Consider the following 21,999-nt stretch of genomic DNA (forward strand, 5'->3'; position numbering starts at 1 on the left):
TCAGCTTCGCATAGGTTCGGTCGATGCTGGAGATGGTCCGTGAACTCCGTCGTGAGTTTCAAGCCTGTGTTCTTGGCCACCCGCGACGGTGGGAAGAGCGGCCGGCTCGTCTTCGCGGGCGACCGTCTGATGGCGATCCTCGTCCAAGCGGAGGATCGCGACTTGCAGGGGGATTATTCGGGCCGGTGGCTTGTCCGGGTCGGGTTCGGCCCCTGCTCCGTACCTCCAGCCGACGGTTTCGCCACACTTCAGGAAGTGTCTGTCTGGGTCAGCGGTCTCATCGGGTGGGATGACGCGGTTCCTATGGCCTAGGCGCGGGAGCCTCAAGGTTGATCTCGACCGTAAGCCGATGCAGTCGCGCCCTGTCTGCACTCGTGCCGACGAGCACTTCGATGAAACCTGCTTCGAGAACCGGGCGCAGATCGGCATCGAGATGCTTCAGATCCTTCACCGCAACGCGCAGCCGCATCGTTCCGCGTTCTCCCGCCGCGAGTGCGATCCTGGAGAAATCCTTCAGTTCCAGAAGCGGTTGCGATACCGACGCAACCGGATCGTGGATGAACAGGAAGATCGTTTCCTCGCCGTCCCGAGGCCCTTCGTTGCTCACCTCCACATCGACCACGATCTCGTCCGTGGGGCCCAGCTTCGTTGCCTGGGCGCGAAGTCCGGTGATCGCGAATGTCGTATAGGACAGACCGTCCCCGAACCGGAACAAGGGCTCGTTCGGGATGTCGAGATACTTGCTCGTGAAATAGTCCTCGGGATCGCGCGGGCGCCCGGTCGGCCGCTGGGCGTAGAAGATCGGGATCTGGCCGGCTGCTCGTGGCCAGGATACGGGGAGCTTGCCGCATGGATTCCAACGTCCCGTGATTACGTCGGCTAAGGCGTGCCCTGCCTCATGACCGAGGAAACCTGCGGCGAGAACGGCATCCGCGCGCTCCACCAATCGCTCGATGACCAGCGGACGCCCGCTCATGATCACCGCGATCACCGGCTTGCGCAGGGCAAGGATCGCTACGGCGAGATCCTGCTGGCGTCCCGGCAGATCGATATGGGCGCGCGACGCCGCTTCGCCGCTCATGGATCTGTCCTCACCGAGGCAGAGCACGATGACGTCCGCTGTCGCGGCGGTTTCCACTGCGGCACGGATGCCCTCACGATCCCGGCCCTGGACGTCTATGGCCTCGACCGCGACGATCTCCGCAGCCCGAAGCGCTTTCTTCAATCCGTCGTGAATGGTGACCGCGTGCTCAGGTTTCCCAAGTGCCCCCCACGGTCCCAGCATATCGGCGCGGGCATCGATCAGCGGACCGATAAGAGCGATCCGCTTCACGCCTGGATCGAGCGGGAGAAGCGGCCGCTCGTTCTTCAGCAGCACGATCGAACGTCTCGCTGCATCTCTCGCCAAGGATCTGTTCGTTTCGTGCCGACGCGGATCCGATGCTTGCAGCCCGTCGCTTTTGTCGGGGGCATGAAAGAGGCCGAGCCTCGCCTTGAGGGTGAGAACGCGCCGCACGGCCGCATCCACATCCTCGATGCGCGATGAGCCGCGCTTCAGCGCTATCGGCAAGCCGTGTTCATAAGCGCCGCCCATCATGTCGATGTCGATGCCCGCACGCAGGGCCAGGGCGGCGGCGGCGGCAAGGTCTTCCGCGACGCCGTGTTTGATGAGTTCCGGGATCGCGTCGTAATCGCTCACGATCACCCCGTCGAAGCCCCATTGTTTCCGCACGAGATCGCGCAGCACGGCGACATTCGCCGACATCGGAATGCCTGCGAGATCCGTGAAGGCAGGCATGATGACTGCCACGCCCGCCTGGATCGCCGCATGGAAGGGGGGCAGGTAGACTTCGTGCAACAGACGTTCCGAGATATCGACGGGAGCATAGTCGCGCCCTGCCGTCGCCGCTCCGTACGCGACGAGATGCTTGGCCGTGGCGGCGAGCGAACCCGGCGCGGCAATATCGTCTCCCTGGAAACCCTTCACCTTCGCCTCGGCAAAGCGCCGGGCGACCAGGACATCCTCGCCCGGGCCTTCCGCGATGCGGCCCCAGCGCGGGTCGCGGGCAATGTCGAGCATGGGCGCGAAGGTCAGGTTGATCCCGTCGGCGGCCGCCTCCCCTGCGGCGGCCCGGGCTGTCCGTCGCCAAAGGTCCGGGTCGAACGCCGCCACCTCCGCAAGCGGGAGCGGAAAAAGCGTGCGATGGCCGTGAAGGATATCGAGGCCGATGAGAAGCGGGAGCCGCAGGCGGCTCTCCTCAACCGCGACGCGTTGCACGGCCCGGATTTCCGCAGGGTTGACAAGATTGAGCAGACTGCCGGCCCTGCCCTCCCGGACCGCCACGATCATGTCGACGGGCCGTCCCGGGCCGGTGATCAGGCGCCCGGCATCGAGCATCGTGAGCTGGCCGATCTTCTCCTCGAGGGTCATGCCCTCGAGCAGCGCCTCGATCCTTTCCCCATCCTCGGCCATGACGTTTCCCTTGCCCAAGGATTGAAGAATTAGGGTCTCAGGATCGTGAGGGAACACTGCGGCGCTTCGTTGAATTCTTCAGATAGTATCGTAACGTTTCGGCTCCTCCGATGAATACGGCGCAGCATGACCGCCTCTGCCTGCCCAGATATGTCGCGGCATGACCGGGAAAACGCCCGAAGGCTTGGTGCCGTGCAAAGGCAAACCCTCCGCTATTTCTGGGAGTTCGGCCATCCCGTCAGCGGCCTTGCCCGCGAAAGGATCACCATCGGCCGGGATCCCGACGATCGTGTCGCGACCGGGGCATCCGGCATGGGCGCCATGGCCATCATTACCGGCGTCGAGAGAGGTTGGATCCGCCGGCAGGATGCCGTGAAGAGGCTTCTGACGATGACGCGGTTCCTCGAAAACGTCCCGTGCTATCACGGCATCTTTCCTCATTGGATGAACGGCCGTACCGGCGCGACGATCCCTTTCGCGCGCAAGGATGACGGCGGCGATCTCGTCGAGACGGCCTTTCTCTTCCAGGGGTTGCTCTGTGCCCGACAATATTTCCACCGGGAGGATAGCGACGAGCGCGAGTTGCGGCGCCTGATCGACCGTCTGTGGTGCGAGGCGGAATGGGACTGGCATACCCGTGGGGGCCTCAAGATGCTCTATTGGCATTGGAGTCCCAATCATGGATGGAGCATGGATTTCGAGATCCGGGGCTGGAACGAGTGCCTCATCGCCTATGTCCTGGCCGCATCCGCGCCGCATTATGCGATCGACGCCAGCGTCTATCACGGAGGCTGGGTCCAGGGGCAGGACTTCCGAAACGAGCGGACCTACCATGACATCGAGTTGCCGCTCGGACCCGATTATGGCGGACCGCTCTACTTTGCTCATTATTCCTTTCTCGGCCTCGACCCGCGCGGGTTGAAGGATCGGTATGCCAATTACTGGCGGCAGAATGTTCACCATGTCCGGATCAACCGCGAGTACTGCATCCATAACCCGCACCACTTCAAAGGCTACGGCCCGGATTGCTGGGGCCTGACGAGCGACGACACCGACGAGGGTTATCGCGGCCTTCATCCCAAGAACGATCTCGGCTTCATCGCACCTAACGCGGCATTGGCGAGTTTTCCCTATACGCCTGCGGCCTCGATGCTCGCTCTTCAGCATTTCGATGGCCCTCTGCGTGAGCGGTTATGGGGGGAGTGCGGCTTCACCTCCTCCTTCAGCGAAAGCAAGGACTGGTATTCGCGCGACTATATCGGTGTCGATCAGGGGCCGACCCTGGTAATGATCGAGAATTACCGTTCGGGCCTGTTGTGGAAGCTTTTCATGAGCTGCCCCGAGATCCGTTCGGGGCTCGCCAAACTGGGCTTCGAGAGCCCGCATCTGGCATGAACGAGAAGCAAGCCGGAATTATCGACCGAACGCTCCTCGACTGGATGGAGAGCGAGATGTGCTTCGCCTCGGTCGCCATTCTGCAAGGCCTCTCCGCAACAGGTTACGTGATGCACCGGGAGGTCTTTGGTCAAAGGATCGTGCCCAAGGCCGGCTCGATTGTGGCCGCGCCCGCAACCGATCTCTCCGGAGGCGAGCCGGATTATTTCTTTCATTGGCTCAGGGATTCTTCGCTCGTCATGGAAGCCTTGAGAATCCTGCACATGCACGGCAGGCTTCGTGACGCCGCCCGGTTCTTCGGCGACTTCGTCGCGTTCAGTCTCGGCCTGCGCCGTCTCGATGGCCCTACTCGCTTGCGGCAGGGAAACATTCGACAGGCAGTCCCACCGGATGTGCTGAAATATGTGCGCTCGGATGACGAGCTGATGGGCTTGGTCGGCGATGCGCCCCTTGGCGACGTGCGGTTCAACCCGGACGGCACCCTCGACATCATCATATGGTCGCGGCCTCAGAACGACGGCCCGGCCCTGCGGGCACTCGGCATCCTGCGCTATATCCGGCTCGCCGGCGCATTCGGTACGGCTGAGGCCACTGATCTGGTATTGGGAGACCTCGCCTTCGTCGCACGGCACTGGGCCGAACCATGCTACGACCTCTGGGAGGAAGAACTCGGGCATCACTACTACACGCGTCTCGTCCAGATGGCGGCGATTGAGAATGGCGCGGAATGGATGATTGAGCGTGATGATCGGGATGGCGCCGACCACTTTCGATCTGTCGCACGCGCCCTCGGCGAAAGCCTCGAAAGTCATTGGTCGCCGGAGCGGCGCTTTTATCTCAGCCGACTGGGTGTCCGTCGTCACAATCCGCAGAACGACCTGGACGCGTCCATCATCCTCGCCGTCTTGCATTCCGGCCGCGAGACCGGCACGCACAGCATGCTCGATCCCAGGGTGCATGCCACGCTTGCGAAACTCGAAGATCTTTTTGCTGCGGAATACCGCATCAACAATCCGCCACGGAAGGGTCGCGCTCCGGCGATGGGCCGTTATGCGGCCGACGTTTATGTCAGTGGCGGGGCCTGGTACATGACGACGTTCGCCACGGCGGAATTCCACTATCGGCTCGCGGGCCTTGTGGCGCGGGGCCATGGAATCGAATGCAACGATGAGAATGCGCCATTCCTGACCCGCGTTCTCGGCAGGCGGACGACATTGCCTTATGGGCTGCTCCCGTCCTCGAGCATAGACCGCACGATGCTCGCGAACGCCTTTCTCGAGCGCGGCGACGCGTTCATGGCGACGGTGCGGGATTACACGCCGGCCTCGGGTGAGCTCTCTGAACAATTCGATCACACGACCGGCCGGCAGACCTCCGCAAAAAATCTCGCCTGGAGCTATGCCGCCTTCATCACCGCCTACGACGCCCGGCAACGCGCCGCTTCATTTCTCCAGCCTGCCGCAACGGATTAAGTTCCTTTCCGATCAACCTGAATCGCATAGAGTTTTTCCACATCCGCACGCCGACAGAGTTCCGTTCCCGGCGTCATGAGGGTTGCGGCGCCGGCGGCCATTCCGAAGCGGACTGCATGTCCCAAATCCAGGCCCCTCACCAAGCCGAGCGTGATCGCCGCAACCATGCTGTCGCCCGCGCCGACGGCGCTGCGGATCGAGACCTCGATGGGGGCAAGCCTTTCATATCCCTTGGCCGTTACGAGGAGTGCCCCCTGAGCGCCGAGGGAAGCGACAATCACCTCGCTCCGGCCTTCCGCGATAAGCTCCCGGGCGGCCTCGACCTGCTCCGCCTCATGACGAAGCTCGCGGCCGACACTTTCCCGAAGCTCCCGTATGCTCGGCTTGAGAAGATAGACGCCCCGCCGGGTCTGCCTCAGGGCCTCGCCCGACGTGTCGAGAATGAAGCGCGCCCCGAGCTTGTTCGCCAGATCGGCCACCCCCTGAAAGAAATCGGGTTTCATCCCGGGCGGCAGGCTGCCGCTGGCGACGATGAATCGCGCATTGGCCGCAAGTTCGGTCAGGCTGTCGAGACAGGCCTGCTGCTCATTCCCGGCAAGCGTCGGCCCGGGCAGCACGAAGCGGTATTGCTGCCCGCTGCGGCGCTCATCGACCGTGAAGCTCTCTCGCGTCACTCCCTCGATGGGAATACGACGATGGGGAACGCTGTCGCGCTCGAGCAGATTCTCAAGCGCAAGGCCGGCCGGCCCTCCCGCCGGAAAGACCGCGAGCGCCTCTCCGCCCAGGGTCCGCACGACCCTGGCGACGTTGATGCCGCCCCCTCCGGGATCGTAGCGCGGCAGCCCGCAACGCATCTTTTCCGTCGGTATGACGGCCTCCGCGCTTGTCGCGATATCGAGCGCCGGGTTCATGGTGAGCGTGACGATCTCAGGCAACCCGGCTCCCTCCAGGGCTGCGCGAACGATCAGGCGAGGCTCCGGCCCCCTTCCGCTCCGGGGCAGCCTCCGAAGCAGAGACGTTATTGGCAAGGGAACGGTTGCATTCAAGATGATCGGCCCGACAGCTCGCGAAACGCCACCGCAGCGTCAGAGCTCGAATGGTCTCCAAGCTGAGGCGAATTAGAAATCCGGCCTCAGCGCCCTAGGATTCTTGGCTGTCCGTTCTGCAAAAAGGTGAAGGACATGAAGCCAGCCGCGAATCCCTTTTCCGTCCCGGCCAAGGTGGAACCCGCCCTCGGGAGCGTTCAGACGTATTGGCTGTCGTTGAGAAGGGGCGGGAACGACATGCCCTTCTCCGACGATGTCGATCCGACCAAGCTTTCGGAGATCGCAGACGACATGATGCTGATCACCGCATTCGAGAACCCGGAGCGTTTCCGCTTCGAAGCCGTGGGAGCGCGCATCGTCAGCCAATATGGCGCACCTTTGAGCGGGGAATTCAGCGATGAGTTGGAGCAGCGCCCTCCCCTGAAATCCTTCACGGAGCAATGCGGCGCGACGGTCGCGCAACGCGCGCCGACATATTACCGCACCCAACTCATTGGCCCAGAGGCGGGATACGCACGCATCCTGCTGCCGACCTGGGGAGACGGGCATGTGATGATGCTACTAGGCGCCATCACTCCTTTGTGAGGCGTTCGCGCCGGCGTTTTGATCTTGAGCAATGCCGACCCCACCGGAACTGTCGGACCTTCACGAAGCGCCTATATGAAAACCGGGGATAGTGAAATGCGTTCTGATACATCGGCAACGGGCATGAGCCTCCCGGCTCCTTTACAAGGGCCTCACGTCGTGCGCGTCTCCAAACACAAGGAAAGCAGCGACTTACTGCCCGCGACGAGCACGCCTGTTCCGACGGCTGGGCCGGACGATGTCGAACTCCTCCGCATTCGGGACGCACTGGACCACGTCGCCCATGCGGGCTTGGCGCGTCTCACGGGCGGCCTGTCCCCGGCCGCCCTCATGGCTGCCTATATGGACTGGGCCGTTCATCTTGCCATCTCACCCGGCAAGCAGGTCGCGCTCGCCACGAAGGCAGCCCGCAAATGGTCACGTTTGGCGCAGTTCGCCTCCCGTTGCGCCATGGGCGGAGGTCTGGGCGAGCAATGCATCGTTCCGCTGCCCCAGGATGGACGCTTTGCCGCAAGCCCATGGCAGCAATGGCCCTACAACGTCATGCAGCAGGCTTTTCTGTTGCACCAGCAATGGTGGCACAACGCCACGACGGAGGTGCAAGGGGTTACGAAGCAGCACGAGAATGTGGTCGCGTTCCTCTCACGGCAGATTCTCGACACGACCTCTCCCTCGAATTTCTTTATGACGAATCCGGTCGTGCAGGAGCGAACCCTAAAGACGGGCGGCCAGAATCTTGTACAGGGATTCCGTAACTTCCTGGACGATTGGGAACGGGTCGTCAGTGGCAAGCCCCCAGCCGGCACGGAGGCCTTCCGGGTCGGGCGCGATGTCGCCGTAACGCCCGGCAAGGTCGTTTACCGCAATCGGCTCATCGAGCTGATCCAGTATGCGCCGACAACCGAGAAAGTCCGGCCGGAGCCGATCCTGATCGTGCCGGCCTGGATCATGAAATACTACATTCTGGACCTGTCGCCCAAGGACTCGTTCGTCCGCTACCTGACCGACCAGGGCTTCACGGTGTTCATCGTCTCCTGGAGGAACCCGACCGGGGAGGATCGGGATCTCGGAATGGACGATTACCGGACGCTCGGCGTGATGGCGGCCCTCAACGCCACTAGCACCATCGTGCCGGAGCGAAAGGTGCATGCCGTCGGTTACTGCCTCGGCGGCACGCTCCTTTCCATCGCAGCCGCCGCGATGGCACGGGACGGCGACGATCGTCTGGCGGCCCTTACCTTGCTCGCGGCACAGGTCGATTTCCGGGAAGCCGGAGAACTCGCGCTCTTCATCAATGAAAGCCAGGTCAGCTTTCTGGAAGATCTGATGTGGAGCCAGGGCTATCTCGACGCCAGGCAGATGGCGGGTGCGTTCCAGCTTCTCCGCTCGAACGATCTGATCTGGTCGCGGATCGTGCGGCATTACCTGCTGGGCGAGCGCACGCCCATGAACGACCTGATGGCCTGGAACGCGGATGCGACCCGCATGCCCTATCGCATGCATTCTCAATATCTGAGGCAGCTCTTCCTCGATAACGATCTGGCGGAGGGGCGCTTTATGGTCGAAGACAGGCCGATTGCCGTCAGCGATATCCGGGTGCCGATCTTCGCCGTCGGGACCGAGCGCGATCACATCGCGCCTTGGCAGTCGGCCTTCAAGATCCATCTTCTGACAGATACCGATGTAACTTTCCTGCTCGCGGCGGGAGGGCACAATGTCGGCATCGTCGCGGATCCCGGCAGGATTGGAGGTCACTTCCAGGTCCTGACGAAGACAGAGGCGGATCGCTACGTGGATCCCAATACCTGGACCAGGATCGTGCCCATCCATGCCGGTTCATGGTGGACCGAGTGGACGGAATGGCTGGCCGAGCATTCCGGCGAGCCTGTCCGCCCACCCGCCATGGGAGCACCGGCGCGCGGATACCCGGTCCTGTGCGACGCCCCAGGCACATACGTGCTTCAAACCTGAGCAGGCCTCAAGACGCCTCCGGCCAACCCGGCGGCCCGATATTAGTCTCCGGATACTGGGAAGCGTTCCGAAAGAACGCGACGCCCCCTTGAACCGCGACACAAAAAATCCTTATAAGATCGGCCCTTAAGGCGAAGCCTCGGAGAAGCCCGCCTCCTTCGCCATGATTTCGTGCCGATCCGGCCTTAGGCAGGCGCCCCCGAAGGCTTTTCCACGCTCAAATATAATGGAATTTTGCGGATGAATGCTCCCGCGCCCAAAGTCTCGTTCGTATCCCTGGGTTGCCCGAAGGCCCTTGTCGATTCCGAGCGCATCATCACTCAGCTGCGCGCTCAAGGTTACGAGTTGACCAAGAAGCATGACGGGGCCGACGTGGTCATCGTCAATACCTGCGGCTTTCTCGACAGCGCCAAGGCGGAGTCGCTCGATGCCATCGGCGAGGCCATGGCCGAGAACGGCAAGGTCATCGTCACCGGCTGCATGGGCGCCGAGCCGGAGCAGATCCGCGACCGCTTCCCCAATGTTCTGGCCATCACCGGCCCGCAGCAATACGAGACGGTGGTGACGGCGGTCCACAAGGCCGCTCCGCCCGCGCACGACCCGTTCGTGGATCTCGTGCCGCCTCAGGGCGTGAAGCTGACGCCACGGCATTATGCCTATCTCAAGATTTCGGAAGGCTGCAATAATCGCTGCTCCTTCTGCATCATTCCGAAGCTGCGCGGAGACCTGGTCAGCCGTCCCATCGGGGATGTGCTGCGCGAGGCAGAGAAGCTCGCCAAGGCCGGCGTCAAGGAGCTCCTCGTCATTTCGCAGGATACCAGCGCCTACGGCCTCGACATCAAGTACCAGCCGAGCCTGTGGCAGGACCGGGAGGTCCGCACCCGTTTCTTCGACCTCTCCCGGGAGCTCGGCGAACTCGGGATGTGGGTCCGCATGCACTATGTCTATCCGTACCCCCATGTGGACGAGGTCATCCCGCTCATGGCCGAGGGCAAGATCCTTCCCTATCTCGACATCCCCTTCCAGCACGCCTCTCCGGGCGTCCTGAAGGCCATGCGCCGCCCGGCCCATCAGGAAAAGACCCTCGACCGGATCCGCAAGTGGCGCGAGATCTGCCCGGACCTCGCCATCCGCTCGACCTTCATCGTCGGCTTCCCCGGCGAGACGGAAGAGGACGTGGATTTTCTTCTCGACTGGCTGAAGGAAGCCAAGCTCGACCGGGTCGGCTGCTTCCGTTACGAGCCGGTGCAGGGCGCCCCCGCCAACGAGATCGCCGACCCGGTTCCGCCGGAGGCCAAGGATGAGCGCTGGCACCGGTTCATGAAAACCCAGCGCGATGTCAGCGCCAAGCTGCTCAAGGCCAAGGTCGGCAAGCGCCTGCCCGTCATCATCGATGAGCCGGGTTCCACGGTCGCCAAGGGCCGCACCAAATACGATGCGCCCGAGATCGACGGTTCGGTCTATGTCGCCTCGCGTCGCCCGCTCCGCGTCGGCGATATCGTCAGCGTCAAGATCGAGCGCTCGGATGAGTACGACCTGCATGGGGTGGCGGTTTAAGGCCTCCTGTCATTCCGGGACGCCGCAGGCGGGCCCGGAACTCATAAACACGGACAGTTCAGGAAAGAGCGAGACGGCGACGCGCCCTATTCTGATAAGCCTATGTTGATGGGTTTCCCCGCTTCACGTGGCCCTTCGGGTCGGGCTCTCGCTTCGCTCGCCCCGGAATGACGGAGCGGTTTACTTCCTAACGATCTGACTACTATCGATGATGTGGACGCCGGCGGCTTCCAGGTCGGCCCGGGCGCGGGCCAATGATCCATTCGCATCGATGGCGCGGGAGGCATCCTCGATCAGGTAGGTATCGAAGCCTGCGGCCTTGGCGTCGAGCGCCGTCCAGGCGACACAGAAATCCGTGGCGAGCCCCGCGCAGAAGACGCGGCGGAAGCCACGCTCCTTCAGATAGCCCGCAAGCCCGGTCGAGGTGCGCCGGTCGGCCTCGAGGAAACCGGAATAGCTGTCGATCTCCGGATTGTAGCCTTTCCGGATGACCAGTTGCGCGTGCGGAATGTCGAGCTCGCGTGAGATTTCCGCCCCGGGCGTGCCCTGGATACAATGATCGGGCCAGAGAACTTGCTGGCCATAGGCCAAGTCGATCATCTCGAAGGGCTTCCTGCCGGGGTGGGTCGAAGCGAAGGACGCATGGCCCTTCGGATGCCAATCCTGGGTCAGCAGGACATGGCGGAAGATCCGGGCAAGCCTGTTGATGGGCGCGATGACGGCATCGCCCTCCGGCACGGCGAGCGCGCCTCCGGGCAGGAAGTCGTATTGAATATCCGTGATGATGAAGACGTCGGTATCAGTCGGCGTGATTGTCGTCTGCTCTGCCATGTCGTCCGCTCCGTATCGGCCGGATCATAAGAAAGCTCAAAAGAAAAAGGCAGCCGATCCCTCGGCTGCCTTTCGCGAAACGCCAGCTGCCTTATTGGGGCAGCTTGTCATCGATGCCTTTGACATAGAAGTTCATGCTCAGGATCTGCTCGTCGGAGAGAGCGCCGTTGCCCTTGCACTCGACCTGGGTGCCATCCTGCTTCAGGACCGGGCACTTGAAGGGGTTGAGCTTGCCGGACTTGATCGCGGCCTCGGTCTCCTCGGCCATCTTCTTCACGTCGTCAGGCATGTTCTTATAGGGCGACATGACCACCATGTGTGCGGCAAGACCACCCCAGGTATCCTCGGACTTCCAGGTGCCGTCGAGAACGGCCTTGACGCGGGCGACGTAGTAGTCGGACCAGTTGTCGACGATGGCGGTCAGTTGCGCCTTCGGTGCGAACTGCTCCATGTCCGAGGCTTGGCCGAAGCCGTATTTACCGCGGGCTTCCGCCGCCTGCAGCGGAGCCGGGCTGTCCGTGTGCTGAGCGATCACGTCGACGCCCTGATCGAGCAGCGCTTTGGCCGCGTCCGCTTCCTTCGCCGGGTCGTACCAGGAATTTGCCCAGACGACCTTGATCTTGATGTTCGGATTCACCGACTGCGCGCCCAGGAAGTAGGAGTTGATGCCGGACACGACCTCAGGAATCGGGAAGGCGCCCACATAGCCGATGGTGCCGGACTTCGACATCTTGGCCGCGATCTGGCCGATGATGTAGCGGCCTTCATGGAACTTCGCCGCATAGGTGGCGAGGTTCGGAAGACGCTTGAAGCCGGTTGCATGCTCGAACTTGACGTTCGGATATTTCTTGGCGACCTTGACCGTCGGCTCCATGAAGCCGAACGAGGTGGTGAAGATCAGCTTATGGCCGGTGCGGACCAGCTGCTCGATGGGGCGCTCGGCATCCGCCTCGGGCACGCTCTCCACATAGGTTGTCTCGACCTTGTCGCCAAAAGCCTTCTCGACGGCCTTGCGACCCACGTCGTGCTGATGGCTCCAGCCGTAATCGCCGACCGGGCCGACATAGATGAAGCCAATCTTGAGTTTTTCCTGTGCTGACGCGCCGCCAGCCGTCAGAGCCAGGGCCGCAGCCCCTGCCAATACGCCTATGATGGTCCGTGAAAACATGTTTGGTCCCCTGGAGTTTAGGTTCAGGCTTTCGTCGCAGGTCTGAATATTTCCCGCAATAGGGTCTGTGCCCACAATAGCATCGCTTTGCTCATCGGTCAGGCACGAAAGGCGTGCCGAGCGAGCCCGGCGCGCCGATGGCGCGGCCATGGCGAAGCGAGAGGAGCAGGAGGGCGATGATCGTAGCGAGATAGGGCACGGCCGAGAGCAGCTGAGAAGGCACTCCGAACTGGGCCGCCTGGGCATGAAGCTGCAGCACCATCGCCGCGCCGAAGATATAGGCGCCGACCAGAACCCAGCTCGGGCGCCATGCCGCGAAGACGACGAGCGCAAGCGCGATCCAGCCTCGCCCGGCCGTCATGCCCGGCGACCAGAAGCGCGTATAGACGAGGGAAAGATAGGCTCCCGCGAGGCCCGCGCAGGCGCCGCCGAACAGGATCGCGAAGAAGCGGGTGCTCAGGACAGGCAGGCCGAGGCCATGGGCGGAGCTATGGTTCTCGCCGATGGAGCGAAGCATCAGGCCCGAGCGCGTCCGGGTCAGATAGAACCCGGCGGCGATGGTCAGGGCGATGGAGCTGTAGACGAACAGGTCCTGCCCAAAGAACAGGCGGCCGACCATCGGCAGGTCGCTCAGCCCGGGAATGGAAATCGCTTCCACCGGGTTGCGGCGAGCACCCACGAAAGGCGCGCCGATCAGGCCCGACAATCCGAGCCCGAGAATGGTCAACGCCAGTCCCGAACCGACCTGGTTCGCGGCAAATCCCAGGACCACGAGCGCGAAGAGCATCGCCATCAGCCCCCCGGCCACGATGCCGGCGCCGATGCCGAGCAGGGTCGAGTCGAATGTCACGGCGGCCGCGAAACTGCAGGCCGCGCCCATCGCCATCATGCCCTCGACTCCGAGGTTGAGAACGCCCGAGCGCTCCGTCATCAGTTCGCCGATGGCGGCGATGAGGAGCGGAGTCGAGGCGGTGACGATGGTCAGCAGAATGGCCTCGAAAGTGGTCATTTGCCCCCTCCCCGACTGACGACGCGAACGCGGTGGCTCACCAGGGCATCGGCCGAGAGCACGCATAGCAGAAGAATGCCCTGAAAGGCCTGCGTGAGATCGAGCGGCAGCTTGAGCAGGATCTGCGCGCTCTCGCCGCCGATGAAGGTCAGGGCCACCACGAGCGCCGCGATCAGGATGCCGATCGGGTTGAGCCGTCCCAGGAAGGCGACGGTGATGGCCGTGAAGCCGTATCCCGGCGAGATGGACGGCTGGAGCTGTCCGATCTGTCCCGCGACCTCGGAGATCCCGGCAAGCCCGGCGAGACCGCCGGAGATGCCGAAGACCGCAAGCGTCGTCTTCTTCGAGCTGAACCCGGCGAAGCGCGCAGCGCGAGGTGCATCGCCCGTCAGGCGCAGGCGGTAGCCGAAAAGGGTTCGCCCGACCACGATAGCCGTGACGAGGACCGCGATGAAGGCGAAGATCGTGCCGTAATGGACGCGGCTGCTCTCCGCCAATGTCGGCAGCGTGGCCGCCGGATCGAATGTGACGGATTGCGGAAAATTGAAGCCTTTCGGATCGCGCCAGGGACCGCGCACCAGATAATCGAGGACGAGTTGCGCCACATACACCAGCATGAGGCTGGTCAGGATCTCGTTGACCCCGAAGCGAGTCTTAAGAAAAGCGGGGATCAATCCGTACAATGCGCCGCCGATGATGCCGAGCGCGATCATCGCCGGCAGAACCCAGATACCCCCCGCCGTTCCATGGGTCTTGAGGGCGATCCAGCTGCCGAGAACGGCGCCGATCACATATTGGCCCTCCGCGCCGATGTTCCAGAGATTGGCGCGAAAGCAATAGGACAGGCCGATGGCGATGAGCGCGAGCGGCGTCGCCTTCACGAGCAGCTCCTGCAACGCCCAGGGATCGCTCAGGGGCTGGAGGACATAAACCTGAAAGGCCGCAATCGGTGAGCGGCCCAGGAGCCAGATCACGATGCCCGCGAGCAGGAAGGCCGTGATGAAAGCCAGAACCGGCGCGAGGGCCCGCATCATGGGTGCGACGGAGGCCCGGGGCGTCAACTCAAGTCGCATGGGCCGCCCCTTGCGAATCTGCTGCTCCAAGCATTTCCAGCCCGACCGCCTCCCTGGTCCATTCCGTAATGGGTTTCAACGGGCTTAAGTGCCCCTGGTGAATGACGGCCATCCGGTCCGCGATTTCAAACAATTCGTCCAGGTCCTGGCTGATGACGATGACGGCGCTGCCCTCGCTGGCGAGATCGACAAGCGACTGGCGAATAAGCTGCGCAGCGCCTGCATCGACGCCCCAGGTCGGCTGATCCACGACGAGAAGCTTGGGGCGTCGGATGATCTCGCGCCCGATCACGAATTTCTGCAGATTGCCGCCGGAGAGCTTGCGGGCCTGCGGATCGGCTTCCGGCGTGCGGACGTCGAAACTCTTTACGATGGACTGGGCCAGACGCTTGGCGGCGTTGAGCAGAATGAAGCCCGATCTGCTGACTTCGGCTGCCGCATGCGAGATCAGGGTATTCTCGCTCAGGCGGTGCGTCGGCGCAGCCGCATGGCCCAACCGCTCCTCGGGCACGAAAGCGGCTCCGAGGCGGCGGCGGGCATCGATTCCGGCCACACCGCAGACATGGCCTGCAATCAGAAGGGCGTGAGGATTGTCGGCGACCCGCTCGCCGGACAGGGCCGCGAAAAGCTCGCTCTGCCCATTGCCTGCGACACCTGCGATGCCGACGATCTCTCCGGCCTGGACGGTCAGGTTGATGCCGTTCAGGGATTGCCCGTGCAGGCTTCCTGCCTTCATGGACAGATTCTCGACCCTCAGCATTTCGCCGCGCGGTTGATGAGGCGTGCCCGTACGGACTTCACCCACCTCCGCCCCGACCATCAGCGCGGCGATCTCCCGCGCGCTTCTCTCGCGCGGATCGATGGCCGCCACGACGCGTCCGCCGCGAAGGATCGTGGCGCGCCGGCACAGGCGGCGGACCTCTTCCAGCTTGTGGGAAATGAAGAGGATCGCGCAGTCATCGGCCGCAAGCCTGTCGAGGGTGACGAAAAGATGCTCGGCCTCCTGAGGGGTGAGCACCGAGGTCGGCTCGTCGAGAATAAGCAGCCGGGGATTCTGCAACAGGCATCGCACGATCTCGATGCGTTGCCGCTCACCGGCCGAAAGCGTCCAGACAGCCCTGTCAGGCTCCAGGGCCAATCCGTAAGCCCGGCTGATCTCCCCAAGGCTGGCCCGCACCCTGGCCAATGTCCAATCCTTGGAGAGAGCGACAGCGATGTTCTCCGCAACGGTCAGCTCGTCGAATAGGGAGAAATGCTGAAACACCATGCCGAGGCCGAGATCTCTCGCCTCGACCGGAGATGAGATCGAAACCGGGCGGCCCTCCCAGAGAATGTCGCCGGCGCTCGGCTCGATGACCCCATAGAGAATTTTCACAAGGGTCGACTTGCCCGCGCCGTTCTCGCCCAGCAGGGCGTGAATCTCGCCACGCTCGATGGCGAGATCGATGCCGTCATTGGCCAGAAGGTCGCCGTAGCGCTTGCTGATACCTTTAAGTTCAACGAGGGGCGGCGCCGATGATGAAACGTCTGCCTTCACGCACTACGACTCTGACTTAAAGGTTCAAGGATCGGCCGATACGTAAGCCTACATGTCAGCTTGCATCGACTTGGACAAGCAGGTTGTTGGCATCGACATCCTCCGGTGAAATGATCATAGGGATGAGCCGTACCGGTCGGCAATGGCGAATGCGTGCTTTATTGTGAGTCTGCGACCATTCCACAGCTTGGTTGGCGAGGAAAATCCCGTGTCCGAACAAACCTATGACATCCTTGTCGTCGGCGCCGGAGCCGTTGGGCTCTGCGCCGCTCTCGCTTTCGCCCGCGACGGCTATGAAACGGCCCTGGTCGGCAGCCTCGATACGCGCCGGGACGGACGCACGGTCGCGCTTCTGAACGGCTCGGTTCGCTTGCTTGATGCCCTGGGCGTCTGGCCGGCGCTGATGCCGGAGGCCGCTCCACTGGAGACGATGCGCATCATCGACGACACAGGGAGCCTCTTTCGCCCTCCGCCAGCTGCTTTTCGTTCGACGGAGATCGGCCTCGATGCGTTCGGCTGGAACATCGAAAACGCTACGCTCGTAGAAAGATTGGCCGAGGCCGCGCAAGGCCATGAGCACCTGACCATGATCGCCGACCATGCGACGGACTTCGCCGCCGGCGAAGAAGATGCGACCGTGACGCTCAAGGACGGCCGAGCTCTCAAAACCGGTCTTGTCGTGGCGGCGGACGGGCGCAATTCCCGCCTGCGCCAGATCGCCGGAATCGAGGCGAAAACCTGGTCCTATCCGCAATCGGCCGTGACGGCGATTCTCGCGCATGACCGGGACCATCGGGAAACCTCGACGGAATTCCATACCCGGCACGGCCCCTTCACCCTGGTCCCTCTCCCCGGTCGGCGTTCGAGCCTTGTCTGGGTGACGAGTTCCGAGGAGGCCAAACACCTCTCCGCCCTTGACGACGAGACTCTGGCCCTGGCCATCGAGCGGCAGGCCCAGTCGATTCTCGGCGCCATGCACATCGACGGGCCTCGCGGTCTCGTACCGATGAGCGGCATGTCCGTGACCCGCTACCAGTCTCAGCGCCTCGCCCTCGTCGGAGAGGCAGCTCACGTCTTTCCGCCGATTGGCGCACAGGGGTTGAATCTCGGCATGCGCGACGTGGCGGCCCTGCGGGATGCGGTGGTGGATGCCGGGGATGAAGGTTATGCGCCCGGATCGCCCGAGGCGCTTCATCGCTATCAGCGCGGCCGGGATCTCGATGTCCGCCTGCGTACGGCGGCGGTGGACGGCTTGAACCGGACGCTTCTGACCGGCTTCCTTCCCGCCGATTTCCTGCGGGGCGCCGGCCTCCTGACCTTGAGCAGCGTCGGCCCGCTCCGCCGCGCCGTCATGCGGGAGGGCGTTCTCCCCCGGATCGGCGCGCCGCGCCTCATGCAGGATGCTTCCGCAGCTTAAGGGAACAAATCATACGGCAAGGCGCCGATCCTGATGACGAACAGCAGGGCCGTCAGCGTGATCATGGAGGCGAGCGTTCCCATCAGGACGCAGGCTGAGGCCCGTTCGACCCCGACACTGTATTGGGTCGAGATGACGAAAATGTTCAGCGCCGGCGGCAGCGCCGCCATGGTGATGGCGGCAAAGGTCCAGGTCGGCCCGAAATCACCGACCAGCGACAGCAGGATCCAGACCAGGAACGGGTGCAGGATCAGCTTGACGATGACGAGCGCAGGCACCTCCCCCGGGATTTTCCACAGGGGCCGGAGTGCGACCGTCACACCGAGAATGAACAGGGCGCAAGGCGCGGCGGCTCCCGAAAGCCATGTCACCATTTGGTTGGCGGCCGAGGGCAGTTCCACATGGAAATAGCTTGCCGCCACGCCGAGGGCGGTCGCCACGTTGAACGGATGGGTCAGCACCCGCCAGACGATCTTTCGGACGGTTGCGCTCAAAGTCAGCTTCTCGAGCCCTGCGACGGACATCAGCAGGGGCACGAGAGAAAACAGCAGCAGATTGTCGAACACGAAAATCAGCACGACGGGAGCGCTGGCGGCCTGGCCGAGAGCCGCCAGGATTAGCGGAGGCCCCATATAGCCGATATTGGAATAGGACCCCGCGACACCCTGCATCACCGATTGCGGCAGGTCTTTCGTGTGCCGCCATCCTTCCGCGAAGGAGAGCAGGAATGCACAGAAGGTCGCGGTGGTCGTGGCCAGGACGAAGGGCCAATTCGTCAGCTGATCCAGGGATTTATCGGCAATCAGCCGGTAAAAAAGGCACGGCAGCGCCACATAGATGAGGAAGAACTGCATCCAGGCGAGTCCAGCCTCGGGCTGCTTGACGACCTTGCCGCAGAAGAAGCCGAGACCGATCAATCCAAAGAAGGGGGCGAGAAGATTGATAAGCCCGATCAGGTCGGACATTGCGGGCTCCCGGCGGCAGAATCGCTCAAAACCCGTTCTGACGAGATTCACATAAGGCGGCAATGCTGCTTACGACGTGGCACCCAGTCCGGATCGCAAGCCTCGCCATGCGCATGCACGCTCTCCGGAACGTGACGACGGCCGGTTTGGAGATTCGGTCCCGCGTCGCTATATGCCGGGTAAGGAGTGAGTATCCATGAAGGCGAGTTCAGCCAAATTCGCAATCGGCCAGGTGGTGAAACACCGGCTTTTCGAGTTCAGGGGGCTGGTTTTCGATGTGGACCCCGAATTCGACAACACGGAAGAGTGGTGGCTGTCCATCCCCGAGGAAATAAGGCCTCATAAGGACCAGCCCTTTTATCATCTCTTCGCCGAGAACGCGGAATCCGAATATATCGCTTACGTTTCCGAGCAGAACCTGCTGCCCGATCATTCAAGTGAACCCCTCAGGAATCCAATGATCGAGCAGATGTTCGACCGGGACGAAAGCGGCCTCTATCGGGCAAAGCCGATTCTGGCGAATTAGGGCGCTCCCGCAAAAGAAACGACGAAGCGCGTCAGCCGATCAGGCAAATCCCGAATACAAAAGAAAACGCCGGGCAATGAGCCCGGCGTTTTCCGTAGAGGGATGCTGGCCTTACGGCTTCGGAGCCGCGGCAGGCGCGCCGGGAGCCGCAGAGGCGTCGCCGGTGCCGAGCTTCTTGCGAAGCTCCTCACTCTTCTTTTCGAGCTCTTCCTGAAGCTTCTTCTGCTGCTCTTCGAGGACCTTCGGGTCGATCGGGGGGCCGTCGAAAGCCTTGCCGAAGCCAGCGGCGGGAACAGCGAAAGTGACCATGCGAGCAGCCTGGTTCTGCACGCTGACATTCAGGTTCTGCCCCTTCTTGAGAGCGGCGATGAAGTCGTCCTTCACCTCAGCCTCGGCGAAACAGCCGTTCGGGAAGCAGACCGCGTAGCGGCCATCGGTCGGCTGACCCTGATCGACCGCGAAGCGGATGCCGGGCTGCAGGAGCAGGCCGAGCGGCATCAGGAAGCGGACGATCTTCTTGGATTGCGGGCCCTTCACGTCATAGAGGGCGACGGCCAGAACCGGCTGGCCCTGATCGGACACGAAATCGCGGGTCGTGTAGCAGATCTCGGAATTGGTGCCCTGATCCTTGCCGCACACCTTGGTCCATTCCGGCTGCGAAGGCTCAGCCTTCACCTGCACGACCATGGGACCGTTGCCCTGGGGCTGTTGCGGAGCCGGTTGAGCCGCCGGAGCGGCAGGCTTGGCCGGGGCTGGCGCGGCAGGCTTAGTTTGCGCCAAAGCCGGCGCAGCGCTCAAGATAAGTGCCATAGCCGTGGTCAGGCCACGGGTGCCCCCCAGGCTCGCGAGGCGGGTCGCGAATGACATGTCGTAGATCCTCTTCAGTCGAAATATCGGCTTCTGGATTGGCCGTATGACTCGGCGCGGTTGGGAACCTTCAAGGAAGCGGTGAATCTTTGCCGATTAAGGCGAAGGCATGACGTATGCCGCTCCTTTAACCTTTCACGGGTTAGGTTTCCAGTCGCTCCAGGCAACTTTCTTTATAATATTCGCCTTCGTGCAACACCCCTGGAGCAGGGAGCGCCATGGGTCGCAAAGTCCGACATTTCTTGCAAAACATCGCCGCAGCCGCGCTTCTGCTCGTCGCCATGAGCCCGGGCGCCCGGGCGGAAATGCTTCGCCACGGCATTGCCATGCATGGCGAACCTGCCCTCGCCTCGGACTTCAAGCACCTTCCCTATGCCGATCCGGATGCACCGAAGGGCGGGCGAATCGTTCTGGCTCTGCAAGGCACCTTCGACAGCCTCAATCCGCTGATCGTGCTGGGCGTTGCTCCGGACGCGGTGCCGCGCTACGTCCTCCAGAGCCTGATGATGCGCTCGCTCGACGAGCCCTTTACGGTCTATGGCTTGGTCGCCCGTTCGGCCGAAATGCCTGACGATAGGAGCTCGATCGCCTTCAATCTCGACCCGCGCGCACGTTTCTCGGACGGACATCCCCTCACGGCGGAGGATGTGCGCTTTACCTTCGAGCTTCTGCGCAAGAACGGCAAACCCTTTCATCGGTCGAGCTTCGGACAGGTGAAGGCCGTGGAGGTGGAAAATCCCCATCGGATCCGCTTCGACCTTTCGGGCTCCAACGATCGGGAACTACCCCTGATCATCGCCACCATGCCGATCCTTGCGGCTCATGCGACCAGCCCGGACACCTTCGCGAATACGACGCTGACGCCTCCTGTCGGCTCCGGACCCTATGCGATAACGGAGGTCAAACCGGGCGAGCGGGTCGTGCTCACCCGCCGCGCGGATTATTGGGGCAACGACCTGCCGATCACGCACGGCCTCTATAACTTCGACGAGATTCGGTACGATTTCTACCGTGATGCCAATACCTTGTTCGAAGCGTTTAAGGCAGGACTTTATGACTACAGACTGGAAGGAGATCCTAGCCGCTGGGCGACGGGCTACGATTTTCCCGCCGTGAAGGACGGCCGCGTTACCCTGGAAACGCTGCCGATACGCACGCCGAAGGGCATGAGCGGATTCGTGTTCAATACCCGCCGCCCAGTCTTTGCCGATCCGCGGGTTCGTGAGGCGCTCGGTTATCTCTTCGATTTCGATTGGGTCAATCGCAACCTCTATTTCAGCCTGCTGACCCGGTCGGACAGCTATTTCGCCGGCTCCGATCTCTCCTCGTCCGGAAAGCCCGCGAGCGAGCAGGAACAGGCTCTTCTCGCCCCCTTTCCGGATGCTGTCCGGAAGGACATCCTTGAGGGCCGCTGGACGCCTCCCTCCTCCAACGGATCGGGGCGGGATAGGAAATCGGCTCGCCAAGCCCTTGCCCTCCTCTCCCAGGCGGGCTGGTCGTTGGAGGGCAATATCCTCCGGGAGAAAGGGACCGGGGAGCCGTTCGTCTTCGAAATGCTGGTCAATTCCCGCCAGCAGGAGCGGCTGGCACTGAATTTCTCCCAGTCCCTCTCCCGTATCGGGGTCACGGCCAAGGTGCGGCTGGTGGACGATGTGCAGTACTGGCGGCGCCTGTCGAACTTCGATTTCGACATGGTGCAATGGACGTGGCCTGCTTCCGCCTCCCCGGGCAATGAACAGCGTAATCGCTGGGGCTCCGCAGCCGCGCAGCGTGGCGGCTCGCTTAACTATTCTGGAGCCTCTTCTCCCGCCATCGACCGTATGATCGACGCCATGCTGGAGGCAAAAAGTCGGGAGGATTTCGTCGCCGCCGTGCGTGCGCTCGACCGGGTCCTGATCTCCGGCTTCTATGTCGTTCCGCTGTTTTATCTGGGCGATCAATGGCTTGCCTACCATAGCGACCTCAAGCACCCCGAAAAGACGCCTCTTCTCGGCACGAGCATCGATCCATGGTGGCGGCAGCCCCGATAGGGGTAACCCGGTCCGGGAGCAGCTTGGCCGTTTCACTGCCGTTCATCTGAAGGGTGAAACAAACGGTCCCGCTCGGC

Annotated in this window: 18 protein-coding genes; 9 read left to right on the forward strand and 9 right to left on the reverse strand. The window is 62.7% G+C overall.

The features are described 5' to 3' along the window. Window positions 1–39 precede the first annotated feature (39 nt). A complete protein-coding gene (locus AB4Y97_RS02585; RefSeq protein ID WP_441997444.1) occupies window positions 40–312 on the forward strand; it encodes a hypothetical protein in 273 nt (90 codons plus the stop codon). On the opposite strand, the gene AB4Y97_RS02590 is transcribed toward AB4Y97_RS02585, so the two are convergent. After that, on the reverse strand, window positions 302–2,473 hold the full coding sequence (locus tag AB4Y97_RS02590) for a glycoside hydrolase family 3 N-terminal domain-containing protein (protein ID WP_441997445.1): 2,172 nt from the start codon (window positions 2,471–2,473) through the stop codon (window positions 302–304). The two genes, AB4Y97_RS02585 and AB4Y97_RS02590, sit on opposite strands and share 11 nt — an antisense overlap. Window positions 2,474–2,665: 192 nt before the next feature. Between AB4Y97_RS02590 and AB4Y97_RS02595 the strand changes: the two genes are divergently transcribed. Both AB4Y97_RS02595 and AB4Y97_RS02600 read left to right on the forward strand, forming a co-directional pair. Next, the gene (locus AB4Y97_RS02595) at window positions 2,666–3,868 is read left to right on the forward strand and encodes a glucoamylase family protein (RefSeq protein WP_441997446.1); all 1,203 of its coding nucleotides are present in this window, start codon (window positions 2,666–2,668) and stop codon (window positions 3,866–3,868) included. Next, window positions 3,865–5,340, forward strand: coding sequence for a glycoside hydrolase family 15 protein (locus AB4Y97_RS02600; protein ID WP_441997447.1), 1,476 nt, complete (start codon window positions 3,865–3,867; stop codon window positions 5,338–5,340). The genes AB4Y97_RS02595 and AB4Y97_RS02600 overlap by 4 nt, the downstream gene beginning before the upstream one ends. Here the strand turns inward: AB4Y97_RS02600 and AB4Y97_RS02605 are convergent. Further along, window positions 5,337–6,275, reverse strand: coding sequence for a 1-phosphofructokinase family hexose kinase (locus tag AB4Y97_RS02605; RefSeq protein WP_441997448.1), 939 nt, complete (start codon window positions 6,273–6,275; stop codon window positions 5,337–5,339). The two genes, AB4Y97_RS02600 and AB4Y97_RS02605, sit on opposite strands and share 4 nt — an antisense overlap. Window positions 6,276–6,521: 246 nt before the next feature. Between AB4Y97_RS02605 and AB4Y97_RS02610 the strand changes: the two genes are divergently transcribed. The 3 genes from AB4Y97_RS02610 to rimO all read left to right on the forward strand — a co-directional run bounded on the left by AB4Y97_RS02610 (window position 6,522) and on the right by rimO (window position 10,499). Then, window positions 6,522–6,971, forward strand: coding sequence for a PAS domain-containing protein (locus AB4Y97_RS02610; RefSeq protein ID WP_441997449.1), 450 nt, complete (start codon window positions 6,522–6,524; stop codon window positions 6,969–6,971). A 123-nt stretch (window positions 6,972–7,094) separates the two neighbouring features. After that, window positions 7,095–8,942: a PHA/PHB synthase family protein gene (locus tag AB4Y97_RS02615; protein ID WP_441997748.1), complete on the forward strand. Its 1,848-nt coding sequence runs from the start codon at window positions 7,095–7,097 to the stop codon at window positions 8,940–8,942. Between the two features lie 240 nt (window positions 8,943–9,182). Beyond that, entirely contained in the window at window positions 9,183–10,499 is a 1,317-nt protein-coding gene (gene rimO, locus AB4Y97_RS02620) for a 30S ribosomal protein S12 methylthiotransferase RimO (RefSeq protein ID WP_441997450.1), read from the forward strand. A 180-nt stretch (window positions 10,500–10,679) separates the two neighbouring features. Here the strand turns inward: rimO and AB4Y97_RS02625 are convergent, their stop codons facing one another. From AB4Y97_RS02625 to AB4Y97_RS02645, 5 genes are all read right to left on the reverse strand, one after another. Beyond that, a complete protein-coding gene (locus AB4Y97_RS02625) occupies window positions 10,680–11,330 on the reverse strand; it encodes a nicotinamidase (RefSeq protein WP_441997451.1) in 651 nt (216 codons plus the stop codon). A gap of 91 nt (window positions 11,331–11,421) precedes the next feature. Beyond that, a complete protein-coding gene (locus tag AB4Y97_RS02630) occupies window positions 11,422–12,498 on the reverse strand; it encodes a BMP family ABC transporter substrate-binding protein (protein ID WP_441997452.1) in 1,077 nt (358 codons plus the stop codon). 91 nt (window positions 12,499–12,589) lie between these two features. Beyond that, a complete protein-coding gene (locus AB4Y97_RS02635) occupies window positions 12,590–13,507 on the reverse strand; it encodes an ABC transporter permease (RefSeq protein ID WP_441997453.1) in 918 nt (305 codons plus the stop codon). Further along, window positions 13,504–14,580, reverse strand: coding sequence for an ABC transporter permease (locus AB4Y97_RS02640; protein WP_441997454.1), 1,077 nt, complete (start codon window positions 14,578–14,580; stop codon window positions 13,504–13,506). Before AB4Y97_RS02640 ends, AB4Y97_RS02635 begins: the two co-directional genes overlap by 4 nt. Then, the gene (locus AB4Y97_RS02645; RefSeq protein ID WP_441997455.1) at window positions 14,570–16,117 is read right to left on the reverse strand and encodes an ABC transporter ATP-binding protein; all 1,548 of its coding nucleotides are present in this window, start codon (window positions 16,115–16,117) and stop codon (window positions 14,570–14,572) included. The genes AB4Y97_RS02640 and AB4Y97_RS02645 overlap by 11 nt, the downstream gene beginning before the upstream one ends. A 208-nt stretch (window positions 16,118–16,325) precedes the next feature. Here AB4Y97_RS02645 and AB4Y97_RS02650 point away from each other — a divergent pair, with 208 nt between their 5' ends. Further along, complete coding sequence (locus tag AB4Y97_RS02650; RefSeq protein ID WP_441997456.1) at window positions 16,326–17,534, forward strand: UbiH/UbiF family hydroxylase; 1,209 nt, start codon at window positions 16,326–16,328, stop codon at window positions 17,532–17,534. Here AB4Y97_RS02650 and AB4Y97_RS02655 read toward each other — a convergent pair. Then, complete coding sequence (locus tag AB4Y97_RS02655; protein WP_441997457.1) at window positions 17,531–18,499, reverse strand: AEC family transporter; 969 nt, start codon at window positions 18,497–18,499, stop codon at window positions 17,531–17,533. The two genes, AB4Y97_RS02650 and AB4Y97_RS02655, sit on opposite strands and share 4 nt — an antisense overlap. 196 nt (window positions 18,500–18,695) lie before the next feature. Here AB4Y97_RS02655 and hspQ point away from each other — a divergent pair, with 196 nt between their 5' ends. Beyond that, on the forward strand, window positions 18,696–19,025 hold the full coding sequence (gene hspQ, locus AB4Y97_RS02660) for a heat shock protein HspQ (protein WP_441997458.1): 330 nt from the start codon (window positions 18,696–18,698) through the stop codon (window positions 19,023–19,025). A gap of 111 nt (window positions 19,026–19,136) precedes the next feature. On the opposite strand, the gene AB4Y97_RS02665 is transcribed toward hspQ, so the two are convergent. Then, window positions 19,137–19,892: an invasion associated locus B family protein gene (locus tag AB4Y97_RS02665; RefSeq protein WP_441997459.1), complete on the reverse strand. Its 756-nt coding sequence runs from the start codon at window positions 19,890–19,892 to the stop codon at window positions 19,137–19,139. Window positions 19,893–20,110: 218 nt separating this feature from the next. Between AB4Y97_RS02665 and AB4Y97_RS02670 the strand changes: the two genes are divergently transcribed. Then, window positions 20,111–21,922, forward strand: a complete 1,812-nt coding sequence (locus AB4Y97_RS02670) for an extracellular solute-binding protein (RefSeq protein WP_441997460.1) — start codon at window positions 20,111–20,113, stop codon at window positions 21,920–21,922. The last annotated feature ends 77 nt before the right edge of the window (window positions 21,923–21,999 follow it).

It is taken from the genome of Microvirga sp. 2TAF3, from assembly GCF_052114965.1.
Classification (GTDB): Bacteria; Pseudomonadota; Alphaproteobacteria; order Rhizobiales; family Beijerinckiaceae; genus Microvirga.